Source organism: Leptospira wolbachii serovar Codice str. CDC, assembly GCF_000332515.2.
Classification (GTDB): Bacteria; Spirochaetota; Leptospiria; order Leptospirales; family Leptospiraceae; genus Leptospira_A; species Leptospira_A wolbachii.
Genome location: NZ_AOGZ02000014.1, coordinates 2384895 through 2402804 on the forward strand (window position 1 = coordinate 2384895; position 17910 = coordinate 2402804).

General features: G+C 38.1%; 16 protein-coding genes. 7 read left to right on the top strand and 9 right to left on the bottom strand.

The genetic code is table 11. From position 1 onward, the window contains the following. Nucleotides 1–7: 7 nt before the first annotated feature. Nucleotides 8–820 carry a WecB/TagA/CpsF family glycosyltransferase gene (locus tag LEP1GSC195_RS16705; protein ID WP_015681965.1) on the bottom strand — a complete coding sequence of 271 codons (813 nt, stop codon included), beginning with the start codon at nt 818–820 and terminating at the stop codon, nt 8–10. Between the two features lie 126 nt (nt 821–946). Between LEP1GSC195_RS16705 and LEP1GSC195_RS16710 the strand changes: the two genes are divergently transcribed. From LEP1GSC195_RS16710 to mtnC, 3 genes are read left to right on the top strand one after another with little or no spacing between them, the layout of a single operon-like run. Continuing rightward, nucleotides 947–1972, top strand: coding sequence for a hypothetical protein (locus tag LEP1GSC195_RS16710; RefSeq protein ID WP_015680710.1), 1026 nt, complete (start codon nt 947–949; stop codon nt 1970–1972). Further along, nucleotides 1969–3333, top strand: coding sequence for an MFS transporter (locus LEP1GSC195_RS16715; RefSeq protein WP_015682226.1), 1365 nt, complete (start codon nt 1969–1971; stop codon nt 3331–3333). The genes LEP1GSC195_RS16710 and LEP1GSC195_RS16715 overlap by 4 nt, the downstream gene beginning before the upstream one ends. 21 nt (nt 3334–3354) lie before the next feature. After that, nucleotides 3355–4086, top strand: coding sequence for an acireductone synthase (gene mtnC, locus LEP1GSC195_RS16720; RefSeq protein ID WP_015680932.1), 732 nt, complete (start codon nt 3355–3357; stop codon nt 4084–4086). Here the strand turns inward: mtnC and LEP1GSC195_RS16725 are convergent. Continuing rightward, entirely contained in the window at nt 4083–4313 is a 231-nt protein-coding gene (locus LEP1GSC195_RS16725; protein WP_015681752.1) for a hypothetical protein, read from the bottom strand. The genes mtnC and LEP1GSC195_RS16725 overlap by 4 nt on opposite strands. A 10-nt stretch (nt 4314–4323) precedes the next feature. Further along, the gene (locus LEP1GSC195_RS16730; protein ID WP_015680941.1) at nt 4324–4896 is read right to left on the bottom strand and encodes a cytochrome c oxidase subunit 3; all 573 of its coding nucleotides are present in this window, start codon (nt 4894–4896) and stop codon (nt 4324–4326) included. A 304-nt stretch (nt 4897–5200) separates the two neighbouring features. On the opposite strand from LEP1GSC195_RS16730, the gene LEP1GSC195_RS16735 reads away from it, so the two are divergent. The 4 genes from LEP1GSC195_RS16735 to LEP1GSC195_RS16750 are packed head-to-tail and all read left to right on the top strand — an operon-like array spanning nt 5201 to nt 9811. After that, a complete protein-coding gene (locus tag LEP1GSC195_RS16735) occupies nt 5201–5905 on the top strand; it encodes a c-type cytochrome (protein ID WP_015682715.1) in 705 nt (234 codons plus the stop codon). Between the two features lie 9 nt (nt 5906–5914). Continuing rightward, nucleotides 5915–7264 (top strand): cbb3-type cytochrome c oxidase subunit I, encoded by a 1350-nt coding sequence (locus LEP1GSC195_RS16740; protein WP_015682184.1) that lies wholly within the window; start codon nt 5915–5917, stop codon nt 7262–7264. A 3-nt stretch (nt 7265–7267) separates the two neighbouring features. After that, on the top strand, nt 7268–8050 hold the full coding sequence (locus tag LEP1GSC195_RS16745) for a CbbQ/NirQ/NorQ/GpvN family protein (RefSeq protein ID WP_015681449.1): 783 nt from the start codon (nt 7268–7270) through the stop codon (nt 8048–8050). 9 nt (nt 8051–8059) lie between these two features. Then, nucleotides 8060–9811, top strand: coding sequence for a nitric oxide reductase activation protein NorD (locus LEP1GSC195_RS16750; RefSeq protein WP_015682442.1), 1752 nt, complete (start codon nt 8060–8062; stop codon nt 9809–9811). A gap of 9 nt (nt 9812–9820) precedes the next feature. Here LEP1GSC195_RS16750 and LEP1GSC195_RS16755 read toward each other — a convergent pair whose 3' ends face one another. From LEP1GSC195_RS16755 to LEP1GSC195_RS16780, 6 genes are read right to left on the bottom strand one after another with little or no spacing between them, the layout of a single operon-like run. Further along, nucleotides 9821–11047, bottom strand: coding sequence for an NnrS family protein (locus tag LEP1GSC195_RS16755; protein WP_040506893.1), 1227 nt, complete (start codon nt 11045–11047; stop codon nt 9821–9823). Between the two features lie 50 nt (nt 11048–11097). Beyond that, nucleotides 11098–11724 (bottom strand): Crp/Fnr family transcriptional regulator, encoded by a 627-nt coding sequence (locus tag LEP1GSC195_RS16760; RefSeq protein WP_040506895.1) that lies wholly within the window; start codon nt 11722–11724, stop codon nt 11098–11100. Between the two features lie 12 nt (nt 11725–11736). Continuing rightward, the gene (locus tag LEP1GSC195_RS16765; RefSeq protein ID WP_015680588.1) at nt 11737–13734 is read right to left on the bottom strand and encodes a 7TM-DISM domain-containing protein; all 1998 of its coding nucleotides are present in this window, start codon (nt 13732–13734) and stop codon (nt 11737–11739) included. Next, nucleotides 13731–15716: a sensor histidine kinase gene (locus tag LEP1GSC195_RS16770; protein WP_040506897.1), complete on the bottom strand. Its 1986-nt coding sequence runs from the start codon at nt 15714–15716 to the stop codon at nt 13731–13733. Before LEP1GSC195_RS16770 ends, LEP1GSC195_RS16765 begins: the two co-directional genes overlap by 4 nt. Further along, nucleotides 15713–16636 (bottom strand): flagellar assembly protein FliH, encoded by a 924-nt coding sequence (gene fliH, locus LEP1GSC195_RS16775; RefSeq protein ID WP_002973208.1) that lies wholly within the window; start codon nt 16634–16636, stop codon nt 15713–15715. Before fliH ends, LEP1GSC195_RS16770 begins: the two co-directional genes overlap by 4 nt. A 4-nt stretch (nt 16637–16640) precedes the next feature. Beyond that, nucleotides 16641–17834 carry a FliG C-terminal domain-containing protein gene (locus LEP1GSC195_RS16780; RefSeq protein ID WP_015681648.1) on the bottom strand — a complete coding sequence of 398 codons (1194 nt, stop codon included), beginning with the start codon at nt 17832–17834 and terminating at the stop codon, nt 16641–16643. Nucleotides 17835–17910: the final 76 nt, after the last annotated feature.

Consider the following 17910-nt stretch of genomic DNA (forward strand, 5'->3'; position numbering starts at 1 on the left):
ATCGAATTTAGTGTTTGCGGAATCTTTCGCGAATCCCGAGAAGAAAGAAATAGAAAGTTTCCCACATTCTTTGGATTCGGTAAGGTCTTGCGAGGATTCGCCAAAACCAAATCAGTCCTCTTTCTTTGAACCACTCAGGGGCTTTTTTGTCAGCACCAGATAACATATCTAAGGCGCCACCCACACCGATCACAACTGCTTTGCCAAAATAACCAGTATTGTTTTCGATCCAAATTTCTTGGTCAGGAAAATCCATCGCGAGGAAGATGATATCGGGTCCTGTTTTTCGGATGGCTTCTTTGACTCGCATCTCTCGTTGCCGGTCCAGATGACCTGCATGCCTTCCAACGATACGAACTTTTGGAAAGTGTCTTGTGAGGTTAAAATAAATTCGTTCTACAATTTCGTCTTTTGCCCCAAAGATAAAGGCGGTGAATTCTTTGAGTTCTGCCAGACGAATGAGATCCATCATGACGGCAATGGGAGTGACTCTTTCTTTGAGTCTTCCCGAAGTCATCCATCCAATTCCAGCTCCTTCGACCAGAATGGTTCCGGCTTTTTCTGCAATCCGGTGGAGTGATTTTTTCGGACGCATCCGCATGAGTTTGATCGGATCTAAAAATAAAACGTGGTGCATGCCTTCTTTTTTCTCAAGCACGCGGAAGAGTTTAGCAATGGCTTCGTCTGTAGTGACGTTGTCGATGGGAATTCCCAAAACATTCAGAGTTTCCAGCTTGGAAACATCGATATTTTGGTATTCTAGTAGTATATCCCTCTCATCTTTTGAGGAATTGTGAACGATTTCGCTCAGTTGCTTCATTTAGCCGGGCTTTCCTTTCCTATCTAAAACATTATGTCCAGTATCCTCTATTGTCGCCTCTAAATTTTTAAAAACTACCGTTTTTTCACTTGGATTGGAATCGAAAGAACGAGAAAAAGTATCAAAATGTTTCGAAGCCATCTTTTCCCAATATTGATTCTCCTATTTCTCTCAAGCGCAAGTTATGCGGAAAAACTTTCCATTTATGGAACTATACAAAATGGTACAACCGGTGGACTTGGTAAGGCAGATTCGATTCGAATGTTGGCTTTGCAAGGTGCGATGGTTCCTTTAGCAGACATCGGTCCACAATCGGGTAAATTTCGTTTTCCCGAAACGGATTTGCCCGAAGGAGCACCCATCCTTTTGCAGATTCAATACCAAGGCGTAAATTATAATAAAATGATTCCGCCAACTACCAAGTTTCGTACATCTCCGCAAGAAGTAACAGTGTTTGATACGGGGGCCGATCGCAAACAAGTCGCCGTAAAGAGCTTAATGCAAGTTATGCGAGAAAAAAAAGGCCTTCGCGTTTTTAAACTATTTCTAATTGATAACTCGAGTAAACCTCCCAGATCCTATGATTCCAAATTATCTCCTTTAGAATATTCTGTTGCTAAAGAAGCTACAGAGATCCTGGCACAAATCCAACAGCCAGGAAGTAAAATGGCCATTCCTTTAGGAATTCCGGAAGGAACTAATGGAGGAAGGATTTTGGATCGGGCAATCCTACCTGGTGTATCGGAGATGCAAATCTCCTATTTCATCCCAAATAACAATGATACATTCAGCGAACGAATGTTAATTGAATCCGAAAATGGAAAATTTCCCATCTTTGTCAAACCGCAAGATATGGAAATTACCACCGGTGAAAAAACTCCAGTCACCAAACTAGACAAAGATGTTCCGGCTGGCCTGAGTGCTTACGTTCTTAGTTCCTTAGAATTTGGAACTACTGTGGAATTTACATTCTCAGGCGGAAAACCACTTCCTACTATTTCCAACAATCCGAATCCAGAAATTTGGAATGGATCCATACTTACGAGTTGGGACCTTTCCCTTTTTGCAGTCGTGGGTTTTCTTGGATTTTTATTTACGCTCTCATTTATTTTTGTCTATCGAAAACAAATAGAAAGGAAAAACAATCCATGAACCAAAAACAAACAATACGAGATAAATCCTATCTGCGATTCTTTGGCCTCGCCGAACTCGCAGACCATGGAGCAAGAGGGATTTTAGCATTTTGGGTCATTTTAGGAATGGCCTTCTTTTTGTTCGGCGACCAAAACTTGATCGCACCGAATATGAAAAATATTGGTGCTTCTCTTGGAATTACAGATCCAAACGAAGTTGATTGGAAGTTAGGTGGGATCATTCCCGTATTGTTTTTTATTTTGGGTGGAGTGGTTTCCTTATCCATGGGATATCTATCGCAAACATTTTCGCGAAAGAACTTACTACTCGCAACAGTACTTCTCGGTGAAATTCCCTGTTTTCTGACTGCTTATGTTGAAACGTATGATCAGTTTTTGGTTTTGCGTACCCTTTGTGGGTTTGGTCTTGGTGGAATTTTCCCCTTACTCTTTAGTTTGATTGGAGATTATTTTTCTAGTCAGTCGAGAGCGATTGCTACCGGATACGTGTCTTTGGCAATGGGGCTTGGTGTGGGAGTAGGGCAACTCCTCGGTGGAATTTTGGGTGGAGCAGATCCTATTAACGGATGGAGAGCTTCTTTTATTTATATGTCTGCGCCTTCTTTTATATTCGCAGCAATTTATTTATTCTTTTGTAAAGAGCCTAAACGTGGCGGGGCCGAAGGTGTTGTCAGTGATGAACTGTCTCACAAAATTAGTTTAAAAGATTTTAAATTACTCTTTGAAAACAAAACCAACTTAGGAGCCTTTTTACAAGGCCTACCAGGTTGTATTCCTTGGGGAGTCTTCTTTGTTTATTTGGCTGATTATTATGAACACACTTACCACCTTTCCAAAGAAGTTTCTGCTGGTATGATTACCTTTGCCGCGATCGGAATTTTTATTGGAACTTTTTTCGGTGGGGTTCTCGGTCAAATTTTGTATAATATCAAAAAAACCTACCAACCACTTCTCTGTATGGGAACCACATTCTTTGGCGTATTTCCAGCAATCTTACTTTTATATTCCTTTGATATTGTCCCTTTTATGGGGTTATTCATTGCTCTAAATATTTTCACTGGAATTATGATCTCTGTCACTGGGCCGAATGTGCGAGCTGTTTTACTGAATGTAAACGAACCAAAATCAAGAAGTGCGATCTTCTCTATTTATAACCTTACGGATGATTTGGGAAAAGGGCTTGGGCCAGTGATGTCGGCAGTGATTTTAGGTCTGACTCCTGACCGGGGACTTGCTTTATCTATATCAATCCTATTCTGGATTCCTTGTGCTTTCGCATGGTTTCTTGTTTTGTTTAATTACGAAAAAGATGAAGAAAGGATGCATTTGCTTATGAAACAAAATGCATCGGCAACATAATATCTTTACCATTTGGATTGAATGAAGATTAAACACAATTTACTCGACATTGAAGGGACAACGGCACCAATCGCCTTTGTCCATCAGGTTCTTTTTCCTTATGCAAAAAAACATATTGGTAGCTTCTTAAAGACATACCAGTTTTCAAAAGATCGCCAGAAAGAAATCCAATTAGAATTTGAGAAAGATATAACATTAGGTGAAAAAGGTTTTCTGAATCTTTTTGCAAAAGAGGGGACGACACAACAATCGAACACTATCTCTTTTTCTTTGGAACTCATTCCTTCTTACTTTGAATATTTGATAGAGAAGGATCGTAAGTTTGGACCTCTAAAAGAAATCCAAGGGAAAATTTGGAAAGAAGGTTATGAGTCAGGCGAAATCAAAAGTATAGTGTATGAAGATGTGCCTGTTTTTTTAAAAAATGCCAAGGAAGAAGGAATTCAGAATCATGTATATTCTTCTGGTTCCGTAGAAGCACAAATTTTGATTTACCAGTATTCAGAGTTAGGTGATCTTCGAAACTTTTTTACTTCTTATTTTGACACTGCTGTCGGTGGAAAAAGAGAGAAAACAAGTTATGAAAATATTGCAAACGAGTTAAAATCTCCTCCGAACCAAATTCGCTTTTTTACAGATATCATAGAAGAAGCAGAAGCAGCAAATGCAATAGGTATGGATGTTGTGATTTTAAACAGACCAGGAAACCTACCGCAAAAACCGCACCACTTCCCCGTTTGGGATCATTTCTAAGTTAGAATCCAAATACTAAAAGAATAGATTCCAATGAGTATAGGGAATGTGACCTTCCAAAAAGGATTGGCCTCTTTCAGATTCATAAATACAAAACAGATCAACAGAAACTTGATAGCACTCATGAGAATCAAATTCCAATTTCCTGGAATCGTCTGGCCCATTCCAAAAAAGGAAAAGTAAACAATGAACATAAGAACGCTGTAAGTGATGATAATTAATTTCATTTTCTAGTACCTACTGAATCAAATAAAGTGCGGGATAAAGTAATAGCCAAATCAAATCACACATATGCCAAAACACAGCTCCTGCCTCTAAGTTTTCAAAAGATATGGTTTTACGGCTTCCATAGATGAAAAAAAGAATCAGAATTCCCACGACAACATGGAGATAATGAAATCCAGTGAGTAACCAATAATAACTGAAAAAAATACTGGTTTCTAGTCCATAACCTAACATCCATTTCTCTCTAAATTCGTAAAATTTGAGTATTAGAAATGCAAATCCAAATAAGATGGATGCAGATAAGAAGACTGTAAAAAGATTTAAGTTGTTTTTACTTTTATAAAGTACAGCAGTCGCAATACAAAAACCACTCGTAAGTAAAAACACTGTATTCCAAAACGCAAAGGTTTTGTTCAGGTGTGACTGCATAAAAGAAAAAGCTGCAAGATCATTCGACTTTTCATAAACGAGCGAGCCAATCCCCATACAAAATGTAAGTACTTCTACAAGAACAATCATCCAAATCAGGATACCTCCAGGCGGATACCACAAGGATTGATTGGTTTGTATGTTGTTTTGATTCATCGTATTCTCCAAGACCTCTAAATATTTCCAAATAAGTGAATATTCAATATATATAATTTAATAAGAAAATTCTCTTTCGTTGACTAACTCTTAGGGATTTCCTATTCATAGGACAACCTGTATTCGAAAACTCTCTGTGAACGTAGTTCTTATTATATTAGATTGATTCTAGTTAGCAATTAATCTCCAATCATGATTCAAATGTCAATGATATTAGAAAAATTCAAATTCGTACTTGATATAAATCAATGCCGAAACTAAAATCTGCTCTTACAATTCTAAAAATTGAAAATAGGAGGCAAGGATGCTATCAAAATCGCAAGCTAGGGCGTTCTTTTTGGGAGGCACTTTCTTGTTCAGTGCTGTCTTTGTGTTTCTCACTGTGGATACCTTGCGACAAACTGATTCCCGAACCAATGCACAAAACATCACAGAGGATGTTTTAAAGGGTAAAGAAATTTGGGAAAAAAACAATTGTATGGGTTGTCATACACTGTTAGGTGAAGGAGCGTATTATGCACCGGATCTGACTAAGGTTGTCGAAAGACGAGGAGCCACTTGGATCGATGTATTTTTAGACGATCCACAGGCGATGTTTCCTGGAGAACGAAAAATGGTGAAGTACAACTTTACTAAGGAAGAAAAAGGACAGGTCATTGCCTTTTTGGATTGGGTAGGTAAGATCGATGCCAACGGCTGGCCTCCAAAACCAAATATTCCCATTGATTCGATTGCGACTTCTCCTGCCCCGCAGGTCAAAACCAATGCAGTTGCTGTGTCTCAACCAGAAAAGTTTTCTCAACTTTGTGTCGCCTGTCATACGGTAGGTGGAAAGGGGGGAAATGTTGGGCCAGCACTTGATCACGTAGGTAGTAAATTTGATTCTGATTATCTCAATCGTTGGTTATCAGATCCTCAGGCCATCAAACCGGGAACAAATATGCCTAAGTTGCCGTTAACTGATCCAGAAAGAAAAGATATCGTTACCTATCTTTCTGCATTGAAATAAGGAGAAACAATGAGATTCCAATCACAAAAGGTCGCATATTGGTTCTTTGCAACTTGTATGTTACTCTTATCTTTACAAATCGTATATGGTTTCATTATGGGTTTTGCTCGTATCGGCCTGGATGGACTACATGATTATATTCCATTCAATACCGCGCGTGCTACACATACAAATTTACTCGTAGTATGGTTGTTAACCGGTTTTATGGGCGCAGCTTATTACATCATTCCCGAAGAATCAGACAGAGAGTTGTATAGTGTCAAACTCGCTTACATCCAACTCATTTCTTGGGTGGTTGTTGGAGTGATTGCCATTATAGGATTTCACTTCAACTGGTGGGAGGGACGTAAATTTTTAGAAATCCCAAGGCCACTTGACTATTTGGTTGTTGTGAATGTTTTAACATTTTTGTTTAACATTGCTATGACTATTTGGGAAGCCAAAAAAAGAAGTACAACACAACTTGTTCTTTTCTTTGGTTTATTATGTGCCGCCTTACTCTACTTACCTGGTATGATTTACTTCGACAACCAAACGATTGATTCTTACTTTCGCTGGTGGGTAGTACATCTTTGGGTAGAGGGAGTATGGGAACTTATTATGGGTGGTATCCTTTCTTTTTTACTCATCAAACTCACGGGAGTGGATAGAGAAGTGATCGAGAAATGGCTTTATGTAGTTGTGGGTTTGACTTTCCTTTCTGGAATTTTGGGAACGGGTCACCACTACTATTGGATCGGAACCCCTAAGTATTGGCTTATGGTCGGTGGTATCTTTTCTGCTTTAGAACCTCTTGCTTTCCTTGGAATGGCGATCTGGGCACTCAATATGTATCGCAAAAAAGGGAAAAACCATCCGAACAAAATCGCACTCTATTGGACACTGGGAAGTGCTATGATGTCCTTTATTGGCGCTGGTTTTCTAGGTTTTGCTCATACTTGGCCTGCGGTCAACCAATGGACACATGGAACACTCATCACTGCGATGCATGGACACCTTGCTTTCTGGGGCGCTTACGCCATGTTAGTGTTAGCTGTAATTTCTTATGCAATGCCTAACCTTACGGGAAGAAAACTATTTACAGGAATGTCTGGTTATTTAGCATTCTGGGCATCTAATATTGGAATGTTGGGAATGACTGGAGCACTCGCTGTCGCCGGGATCACACAAGTGTATTTAGAACGTAAGTTGGGTATGGACTTTTTGGTTGTTCAAAAGGAAATTATATTCCATTTTATTGGAATGTTACTTGCGGCAACTCTCTTTACCGTTGGGATCACATACTTTATCGTTGATTTCATTCGACATGGCCTTCCATCGAATGAAGCACTCGGTAAGAATGTTGGTGACCTCGATTAATTTATGTTAACTAAGAAAGCACCCTATTACGAACCAATCGGTAAGGAAATAGAAATCTTTCAGATGGCGGCAGAGAATTCTCTGCCGCTTTTGTTGAAAGGCCCTACTGGATCTGGCAAGTCTCGGTTTTTGGAATACATGGCTCACTTAATGGGACGAAGGCTCATCACTATTTTATGCAATGATGAAACTTCCTCAGTCGATTTAGTCGGAAGATTTTTAGTGAAGGGGGCTGATACTGTATGGATGGATGGACCGCTCACAACGGGAGTCAAAGAAGGAGCCATTGTATATTTGGATGAAGTTGCAGAAGCAAGACCAGACACACTCGTGACGATCCATTCTCTAACTGATCATCGTCGCACGTTATTTCTAGAAAGAAAAAATGAAGAAATCGTGGCACACCCCGATTTTTTACTCGTCGCATCTTATAACCCAGGATACCAAAGAGGATTTAAAGAACTAAAACCGTCCACCAAACAACGATTTTTGGGAATGGACTTTCCTTATCCCAAACCTTCTGTTGAAGAAAAAATTATTGTGGGAGAAACTGGGATTAGTGATCCAATCGCCAAAAAATTAGTTCAATTTGCGGGTCTTGTTAGAAACAAGCAAGAGTTAGGTTTGGCGGAAACCGTATCCACGCGGTTGCTTGTTTCTTGTGCAAAATTGATGACAAAAGGGCTTCCCTCGCGCCTCGCAGGAAGAACAGCCATCATCCTTCCGCTTTCTGATGATATAGATACAGTTGCTGCCTTACAAGACAGCTTCGATCTGATTTTTTAGGTTTTCACATTGGAATGGGACCAGTTTGTATTCTACCAAGGTCATAAACTTTGGAAAAAAATTCGTAAAAAACTTACACCACCGAGTCCCTATTATGGATATGATTTAAAATCCGAAGAAGTCAGGATCATTCGCTACTTACAAACTCTAAAAAAAGAACCAGTCACTTTGATTCTTGGGGGAGAATCCATTTCCTTGGGTCAAAACTTTTTGAAATTCCCAGAAGTTGTACATTGGTTCGTATCTGAATCTATTTCAAAAAAATTTGTTCGGATTCTCCTTGCCTATCTTTCTTTTCTTTTTGATTTGCAGCAAGATTTGAAAACTAAAAATGCAGTTCCATCCCGTACTCCAAAAAATTTCTTTAATCAGTTTCGGAAGTTTTTAAAAAAGTTTCCGGGTATCACTCTGGACTGGAAAGAAATCCGAAAGGAACGGTTGGAGATTCGCAAAAAAGACCAAACACAATATACGAAAATTAAATCTATCCTTGTTACTGCCCAAACATCCGTTACTGATACGAAACAAATATTTCCAGCTGGAAAAGACTTTGTATCCCAATCGAATAAACAAAAAATCCAATCGAAAGAATCTAAACAAAAATTGGATCCCAACGAAGCCGAACTTTTAGAAGTCGATGAGAAAAAAATCGAAGAGTATACCTTGGGTCACAATTTTGAAAAAATCGAAACAGTCGAAGAGTTTGATGGGCAATGGAGGGACATTGATGGAGAAGAAGATATGGATGAGGAGGAGGCTTTACAAGAGCTAAACCTAAAACATATCATCCGAACAGAAGATCCAGTTCATACAACACGAACCAGTGAATCGGGATCTGGAACTTTACTTGAAATTGAAGACGTTCGAGATGAGGGAAAAAGTTTTACTTATTCGGAGTGGGATTATAAACTAAAAAACTATAAACCAAACTATTGTTCTGTGGTAGAAGAGTTCCCAAAACAAACTGATGTTGGTTATACAAAACAAGTTTTAGAAAAACAACATTCGTATTTAATCCAATTGAAAAAGAAAATGATGGCTCTCCTAAACCAGACTCGGATCAAAAAACGTTTGGTGGCTGGGGCTGATATTGACTTGGATGCTCTTGTGGATCGGTACGCAGATATCAAAGCTAAAATTAGTCCTTCCGAATCGATTTATATGAATCCCATCCGAGATGTGTCGGATATGGTTTTGTATTTTCTTGTCGATTTAAGTTTATCTACAGACTCATGGATCCAAGAAAAAAGAGTTTTGGATGTCGAGAGGGAAAGCCTCCTCTTGTTTTCCGAATGTTTGGAAGATCTGAAAATTCCCTTTGGGATTGCCGGTTTTTATTCACGGACTCGTAATTATAATCAATTTATCCACGTAAAAAAATTATCGGAACCTTGGATGGTGGCACGTGATCGTTTGGGTCCACTTTCCCCTGTTGGATACACTCGTGTGGGTCCATCTCTTCGTCACGCAAGTTCGATACTAAAGGAGACATCATACAAACAAAAATGGATTATTTTAATCACCGACGCTCGTCCCAATGATTATGATCAATATGAGGGAAAGTATGGAATTGAGGATGTAAATAAAGCGGTCGGAGAATGTTTGTTTAATGGAATTCAAGTTTATACTTTGGCAATAGGAACAGAAGAAAAACCGACGATACCGGCTATGATGAGAAATGCTAGTTATCAAATGTTGTTTCATCCTGAAAGGCTCCTCGATTCTCTCCAAGAGTTTTTTCGAAGAGCCATAAGAGTATAAATCTTTTCTTTAGGAGGGTTTTCCGTCAGGTCTTGGGCTAAATAAAATCTTCGTGTATTGTAAAAGAAATATTAAAAATGTTAGAATCCAAATCGTACCAGACAAATGGTATGCATACTTGTATTCTCCCATCAAAGGAAAGAAGACCCGAACCATCACAGCAAAATTAAAAATGAAATATGCAAATACAGTTAGTCGGGAAGCCACAATACTTCTTCCGGTATGTCCTAAACTCACCCTTGTGATCATTCCATAAATAAAAACTCCGATTCCGCCAACAGTTAAACTATGGATTGCTGAAGAGATAGGGAAGTATCCGAGTTCTGCCAAACTATAAAATAAAAAACCTAAACAAACCCAGAAGTAACCCATGTACAAAATCCATAAGATAGGTTTTTTGTAAGACTTCCAAGGTTTCCAAGAAAGGAATCTTATGCTATTGGTTACAAACAAAGAGAAACTGATTAAAAAAGAAGCAATAAGTATCCCTATAACTAAATTAAAATTTGTAATGTCAATGTTAGTGAAAACATTTGGTGCCAAAAATCCTTGGATGAGTTTGAAAAAATAAAAGACAAAGGGTAAGTAAAGGATAGCCGATTCTAACTTGGGAATTCGTTTGAAGGAATATCCTGGAATCACAACTCCAGAGAAAAAGGGAACAACACGGCCTCCAATGATCAAAATCAAAAATAAGATTACGAAAATACTTAAGTGAACAAATAATAATGTTCGTTCCGGTTGTAAAACCGAACGAGCAGAAAGACCACTTAACAAATGAAATATGGTAAATAGTGCGTAATGGAATACGATCGGCCTGTTGTGTTTTTGTGTAGGCACCATGAGTTTCGGAATTAATAAGTAGATGACCATGAGATCTGAACTAATGTCCAAACCAAAAGATAAATAGGCAGGAAATCCAAGAGGATACATCGAAAATCTACCTAAAGCCCAAAATAGTAGAAGGAAAAATAGATTTTTCCCTTTTAGGATGGTTGAGTTTGTCCAGTTTTGGACAGCAGTAAAAAGGAAGCCGAGTACGATTGCTTTGGAAAAACCAAAGACCATTTCATAGGAATGCCAATGGATGGAGTTAATTTCGATTGGATTGCTTATTGTATTCGAAAGTACTAATAACCACAACCCAATAACAAAAACGCCATAAATAGAACCGAACCAAAAAAAAGGTCGGAAAGCAGTGTTCCACAAACTTTGCTGAAAAAATGAATCCTTCATAGTTCGATACTATTAATAATTAGAATCATTTCATTGATTCAAATCAAGAACTAAGCTAAAATTTTAAGTAAACCTTCTTTGTCCAAAATAGAGATTTCTCCCTTTTGGGTATCAATGAGACCTTGGTCCTTGAGTTGTTTGAGGATTCTAGAAAATGTTTCTGGTCTGAGATACAGAAGAGACGCCATTTGTGTTTGTTTCAAGGCTAGTGAGTCGGGTGTCCCGTAGAATAAAAAATGAGCCACCCTTTGCATGGCATCCATCGTAAGGCCACGGTTGATTGCCAAATTTAAGGTTTCAATTTTGTTCATGAGCGAATGCATTAAAATATGATTGAGTTCTATATTTTTATGAATGCGGGTCTGTACTTCTGTTAATGGCATCCGTAAGATAGTGCTATTTTTAGTGAACCGTCCAGAAGCGGGGTAAGGAATGCCTTGGATGACTGCCCACTCGGCAATGATACTCACAGGACGAAAGAAAGTTAAAGTTACTTCATTCATGTTTCCATCATATTTGAAAACTTGTAAGTCCCCCGTGACAAGTAAATCCATATAGGCAACTTTATCACCGCCGTGAAATAAAAATTCATCCTTAGAGAAAGATAATTCCTGGCATCCTTCAAATGCTTTCATTAATGATTCAGGATTTGGCTGTGTAAGGTACTTTATAATCATGAAATTCTGAAATTATTTTTTCTTTTTAAAGTTTGGAATTTTAATTTCAGTTTCTTTTAGAAATTTCCAAATCCGTTTTAGAGTTACTTTCCAATCTTCCTTTTGTGGTTTCGTTGAAGAAGATTCTGAAGTAGCTTGCGATTCCTTCACTGGTTGCAGTTCGGAAACGGGAACAATCGCAGAAATACCTAGGTCGATTTTAAGATATTTCTTTTTAATAATTTTGAAATCAATTTTTGCACCTAATAGGCGAACTATTTCCAATATGATTGCCCATTTTACTTTTATAGGTGTTAAAGTATTATAATTTTCAACTAAATCGCTAAATAATCTTTGTGAGACTTTGGGATTGCTATGGAATAATAAAAATCGGAAGTGAACATTTCCCCTTAAATCTTGTGTGATGATTAGATCATTGTGGTTAAACTCTTTGAATGGAGGAAAATCAACTAGTCTTACAACTACGGAGTTAATTAAATCCAAACTATTATGGATTTCCGTCTCAGGATTAACCTTGATCGAGTAGGTTATATCATCTTCTGGTATGACTTCATTAATAAAGGATATGAAGTTTACTTGTTCCTTAAACGGAACTTCTTTCAAGACTTCCAATCTCGAAAGTTCAATAATATCATCCATTACATTGTCTATGGATGATTGGACTTCAATCACTTCTTTTACTAAGTTTTTGTCCTTTGCTTTTTGGGTAGATTCGCGGTAAGATATAAGTTTGTCTTTCATAGATTTCAGAGGGCCTGAAATCATCGCATCCATGTAATAAAAAATCTTTTCACGTAATGAGTCCGCCTCTTTTAGTCTTTCATATCGATTTTGAAGTTTTCGTTTCATCATCAGAAATTGAAATCGTAAGGCGAGTGTCATTAAAATCAAATACACCAAGAAACTTGTTTCGAGAGAGGATGGAGAATTTAGGTATCCTCTTTCGATTAAGATTTCTTTTAAAATAGAATAAAGTAAATAAACAAGTGCAAGTAAGTGTATTGCCGATCCACGTGCTTGTTCGCGAAGTTTGATAAACGTTACGTAGATAGCATAGCCAATGACCGCAAGAAGATGAATGTCCCAATATCCAATGAAGTTATACCAGAATACGGGATTATGAAGTATTGCAAATATTGCTATAAAGAAAAACTGTGTTAGAAGATATATTCTCTGGTATTTAAAAGGTTTTAGTTCAAAGAAATCTTGAATAAATTTAATAAAGCCATAAGGAAGAATGAGTAAAAACGAATACTCAACAAACTTTAATATTGCGAATTGATTGATTATAAAAAAACGAACTTCGTTTTTTGACAATTCATAAGCAGAAAAAATAAGGGCTAAAATGCTAAAACTTAAATATTCTTTTTTATCTCTTAGATTGAAAAAGTTAATAAAGAAAAATAACGCTATAAAGAGATAAAAACCAACAAAGATAAGTTCTACGAGAGAATCATAAAGATTTCCATTTAGAGCCTCTTCATAAGTCACAATGCGAATTGGTCCTGTGATGATTCCTGCCGAGGTGGATAATGAGGAATCAATTTTTATTATTAGAACATTTTCTCCTTCTAATAATAGGTCATGAGGAATTGGGTAAATTCTTGGTCTACCAAAGGCAAACTCATCAGGATCTTTTCCGAACGCAGAGTTGTTTTTACCGATAAGCACTCCATTAATAAATACTTCATCCGATTGATAAATTTTACCAAGTTGTAGTGCTAAGGATTTTTGGTGTTGTTCTGTAGTGATGTCAAAACTTTTCCGAATCCAAATGGCTCCGCGATAACTTCTGTTTAAATTTCGAAAGTTACTCGGAACAGTTGTGAGATCTAAATTATTTGCATTAAATTCATTACTGAGTATGTCTGAGTTATTGTTGAAATAAATCCCCCAATCTTCGCCATCCAAACGTAATACAACGGTGGTCTCATCTGTGGAGCGAGAACAATTGTAGGTAAGTAAAAAGAAACTAAATAATAAAATTCGAAAGAATGTAAAGGATTTCATTTTTTAGGTTTCTCCGGGATACGAATAGTGAATTTGGCTCCCATACCTTCACTTGATTTTAAACTCACTGTCCCACCAAGAAATTTTGTTGTGGCCTCAACTAAAGTTAAACCAATACCAGCACCTGGGATTTCATTTTTTTTATCACGGTATCCTCTGACAAACTTTTGAAAGATAGTTTCCATTTCTAGTTGGCTTAGACCCATACCCTCATCCATAACAATGAGTTGGTGATAACCATCGCGGTTAAAAAACTCTATGCTGATGTCAGTTTTTGGATCGGTGTATTGGTAGGCATTTTCAATAAGATTTCTTAAGATACAAAAGAACAATTCCTTTGGAAAAAATACTTCTAAATCATTCGGTTTTACTTCGATAGAAGTAGTTTTTCTGTGTTGTTCTAAATGGTTTTCAACATTCGAAACGCAGTGTCTAATCAATTCTGATACTGAGAAAGTTTCATAGAAAGGTATGTATGTTTTGTCTTCTAATTTTCGTAAGAGAATTGCTTCTTCTACCATATAACTCATGTAAGAAATATGGTCTTCAGCTTGTTTTATAGGATCTAACTCTTGTTTGGAACCAGATTTAGGTTTGGTTTTCTTCTTAGCTGCAGATTTTGTAGATACTTTGGTTGGTTCTTTGGAAATATTTTTCCCGTGATTGGAGGATATATTGTCGATTGCCTTCTTGATTTTCTCCATTCCCGATTTGAATTCCGAGGACAAATTGATAAGAAATCCTGTTTTCACTCGTTCCATTTGGATCAGTTCTTTTTCTTGTTCGATAAAATTCTCTAAACCCAAAACGATGTCGTTCGAAAGTTGGATTGAAATCATTACAAGAAATATCAAAAATCCTAAATAAAGAGTTCCTGGCATCGAAATGATTTCTAAAGCGGAAAGACTATCGATCAGAATGGTAGGCAATAAAGAGGCGATACCAATTAGAATATATTTTACTTTTGCAATGTTTGCTTTGCCATTGTTGACAAATAGATAAATCACAAGACCCATTGCCACTGGTAAGGCATAATTAAAAAGAGCAATCACCAAAATCCAAGTCTTAGGAGTTCTAAAGAATAAAGTGATTACAAATAAAGCAAAAAGGAATACTTCATATACAAGTAACACAACATTCCGTTTCATCTTTAGATACTGATGCATGAAGTTGATAAAAAATACAGGAAGGCAGATAAGAACTAAAAGTTCTGTAACATAAGACCAAGTAAAACTTTCAAATAAAATATCGCGATGTTGGGTTCTGATCAGAACATAGATTCCCATAAATATGGAAAAAAGAGCAAAGAAAAAGTTTTCTCCTGCTCGGCCGCGAACAATGGAACCTACTAGAAAATATATCCCCATAAATATGAATACATAACCGCAAACCATTGCAAAGGCTTCTTTCGAAAAAACTTCTTCGCGTAATAGGCGTTCTTTGGCAATCGTGGGAGCTTCTTTCAGTCCATTTAGATTGGTCGCGGCGTAGATGCGAATTGCCATTACATTCAGGCCAGGTTTGAGAAGGTGAGTTGGTAGGGAATAAATTCGAATTTTTTGGAAGTCCACTTCCATTTTTGGTAAAACGGTTCCTGTTTTATCGATCAAAGTTCCATTCAGATAAAACTCATCAATATCTCGAATCCGACCGAGTTGGACTGCGATGGGTTCTACAGGAGTAGTATAGTTTTCTGGTAAATAGAATGAACACCGATACCAGTGATATCCTGTTAGGTTTTCTGTTTTTGAAATTCCATAATCGGGGACAGATCGTTTGACCCAGAAAGATTCTTCAACTGACTCATCGCGCCAATCTAAGTTATCACCCTTCCTAAATAACCAATCTGTTTTTAAAACTACTGGTCTTTCGAAGGATGTGATCATGGTCCCGCAAGGTTCCGCCACCAAACTGAAAGTAGCTGGTGACAAAATCAATGCGAACCCGAATACTAGTTTGTAAATACGGGTTTTCGAAATCATATCGGTTCGACGTTTCGAATGGCCTCTTCGATTTCTTTGAGCTGTGTAGAGATCCTTGCATCGATCGCTCCCACATCTGTTTCGATGATAACTCCGCCACGGTCCACTCGAGAATCTTCGTAGATATTGACCTTTCGGAGAGATTCCATAAGTTTGATAAGTTCGTCTTTGTGTGCTGTTGTGAGTTCCAAGTCCGCAAAGTTAACACGAATATCAATTCGGTCTCGATCTTTAATTCGTTTCATTGCTTCACGGATATTGTTAAGCACTATCTCTTTACGTTCAATAATTTCGTCTTTAATTACTTTCCTTGCGATGACAAGAATCATCTCTACCATTTGTTTTTCAGAAGCAGCAATCATTTCTTCACGAATATCAATCGCCTTACCAATGATAGTTCCTAGTCGGTCAATGAGTCGTCTCACTTCCCCTTGGCCTTTTTTAAATCCTACTTCACGACCTGCATCGTAACCTTTTTGGTAAGCTTCGTGTTCGATCTCTGCCTGTTTCATTTCGGCTTCTTTGATCATACGTTCGACTTCCATCTTCGCACGATCTAAGATCTGTTCTGCTTTGGCACGGCCGGAGTCTTCTTCTAATTTAATTTTTTCTTTAGAGTCTTGAACCATTTGGAAGGCTTTGGTCCTTCCTTCTTCTTCAATGGCTTTGGCTTGTTTTTTGGCATCTTCTAATAATTGACGGACTTGTTCTTCTGTCTCTTGACGATACCTTTGTAGTTCCGCTTCGATCTCTTCGATTGAAGGACCTTGGTATTGTTCGATGATATTCCCTTCTTGGTCTATCTCGAAGTCTTCTTGTTCGTCGGTCTTATGGAACTTTTTGTACTTATCAGGAAGTTGAATCTCAACTTCTTCTTGTAAGTCGGCAATTTGAATGGGTTTAAAGACGAGTTTTGCCATATCCTTACTTCAATCTCCAGAGTTTCACTTTGCCTTCATCCATTGCCTCTCGTAGTCTATCCAAGATTCCCTTTTGGGCTTCTTCGATTTCTGCTAAAGAGACAGGACCTAACGAATCCCATTCGATCTTAATTTCTTTCACAAGCCAAGATTCCAAATTGGAATATACTTGATCACGAAAATCTGTTTCCACTCCTTTCAATGCGCAAGCAAGGACAAGAGGATGGATCTCAGAAAAGAACCGAGTGAGGCTCGTCCTTCCTAAATGAAGGAGGTCTTCCAAACGAAAGTAGTGTTCTACTATAGTTTCGGCATATTCTGGGCTTTTTTTCTGAATTCGTTCAATTAAATTTTGAGATGGTAAAAAAGGAAGTCTAGTGAGAATTTCCCCCGCTGTTTTTGCTTTGCGGCTGCGGATCTTTGAAACGGGCATTTTTTTCTGGATGAGTTCCATTTTGAACCGAAGGAAACGCTCTAATTGGTCCCTTTCCCGGTCCGAATGGTAGTCAATTTCGGAAAGGGCTAAAATGATATCTTCCCGATGATTTTCCGGATATTCGGCCAAAACCTCAGAGGCAGTTTCCGGATCAGAAAAGCTGAGAATTCGGGCCACAACCTCTGGAGATTCGTCCATGGTCAGATTTCGGAGCATTTCCAAGGAATAACTCGGAAGCTCTGGCCAAAGGGGAACTCCCGATTTGGAATCTTCCTCTTTTAAGATCTCTTGTAGGAGGGAATACAATTCATTTGTGTCTGGATGTTCGCTATTCGCATATCCACCCTCGTCTAGTGGATTTCCGAATGTGGATTCGGTTTTCCCCCTTTGTTTCGGGGAATCATTGCTATTCGTATAACCGCCGCCGCCGGTTCCAGACATACCTGCGGATTTTGTGTTATCGTTGTAATTCGTATATCCACCCTTCAGAATCTCGCTGGGAGTGCCCATCGGTCCTGGTTTCGGATATCCCAAACCAATCTGGTTCGAGTTTCGAGAGTTCCCCTTTTTTTGGAGGAAGCGGGTGAAGGAAAGGAGGATGTCTTTTTCCTGCCCTTTCGTTGGGGATGGATTGGATTCGACTTTTAAGAGGAGAGATTCGATTTCGGAATCGCTCAAATGAGAGAACACTTCATCCGGTAAATAGCGACCTAAGATTTGGTAGGCCAGGGCTGCTTTATTGGATCCGGAAGAAGATTTCATTTAAGAGACATAATAGGTAATCATTGTGGTCGTACAAACCAAAAAATATTATTTTTTTCAATTCGAAAACTTCCTT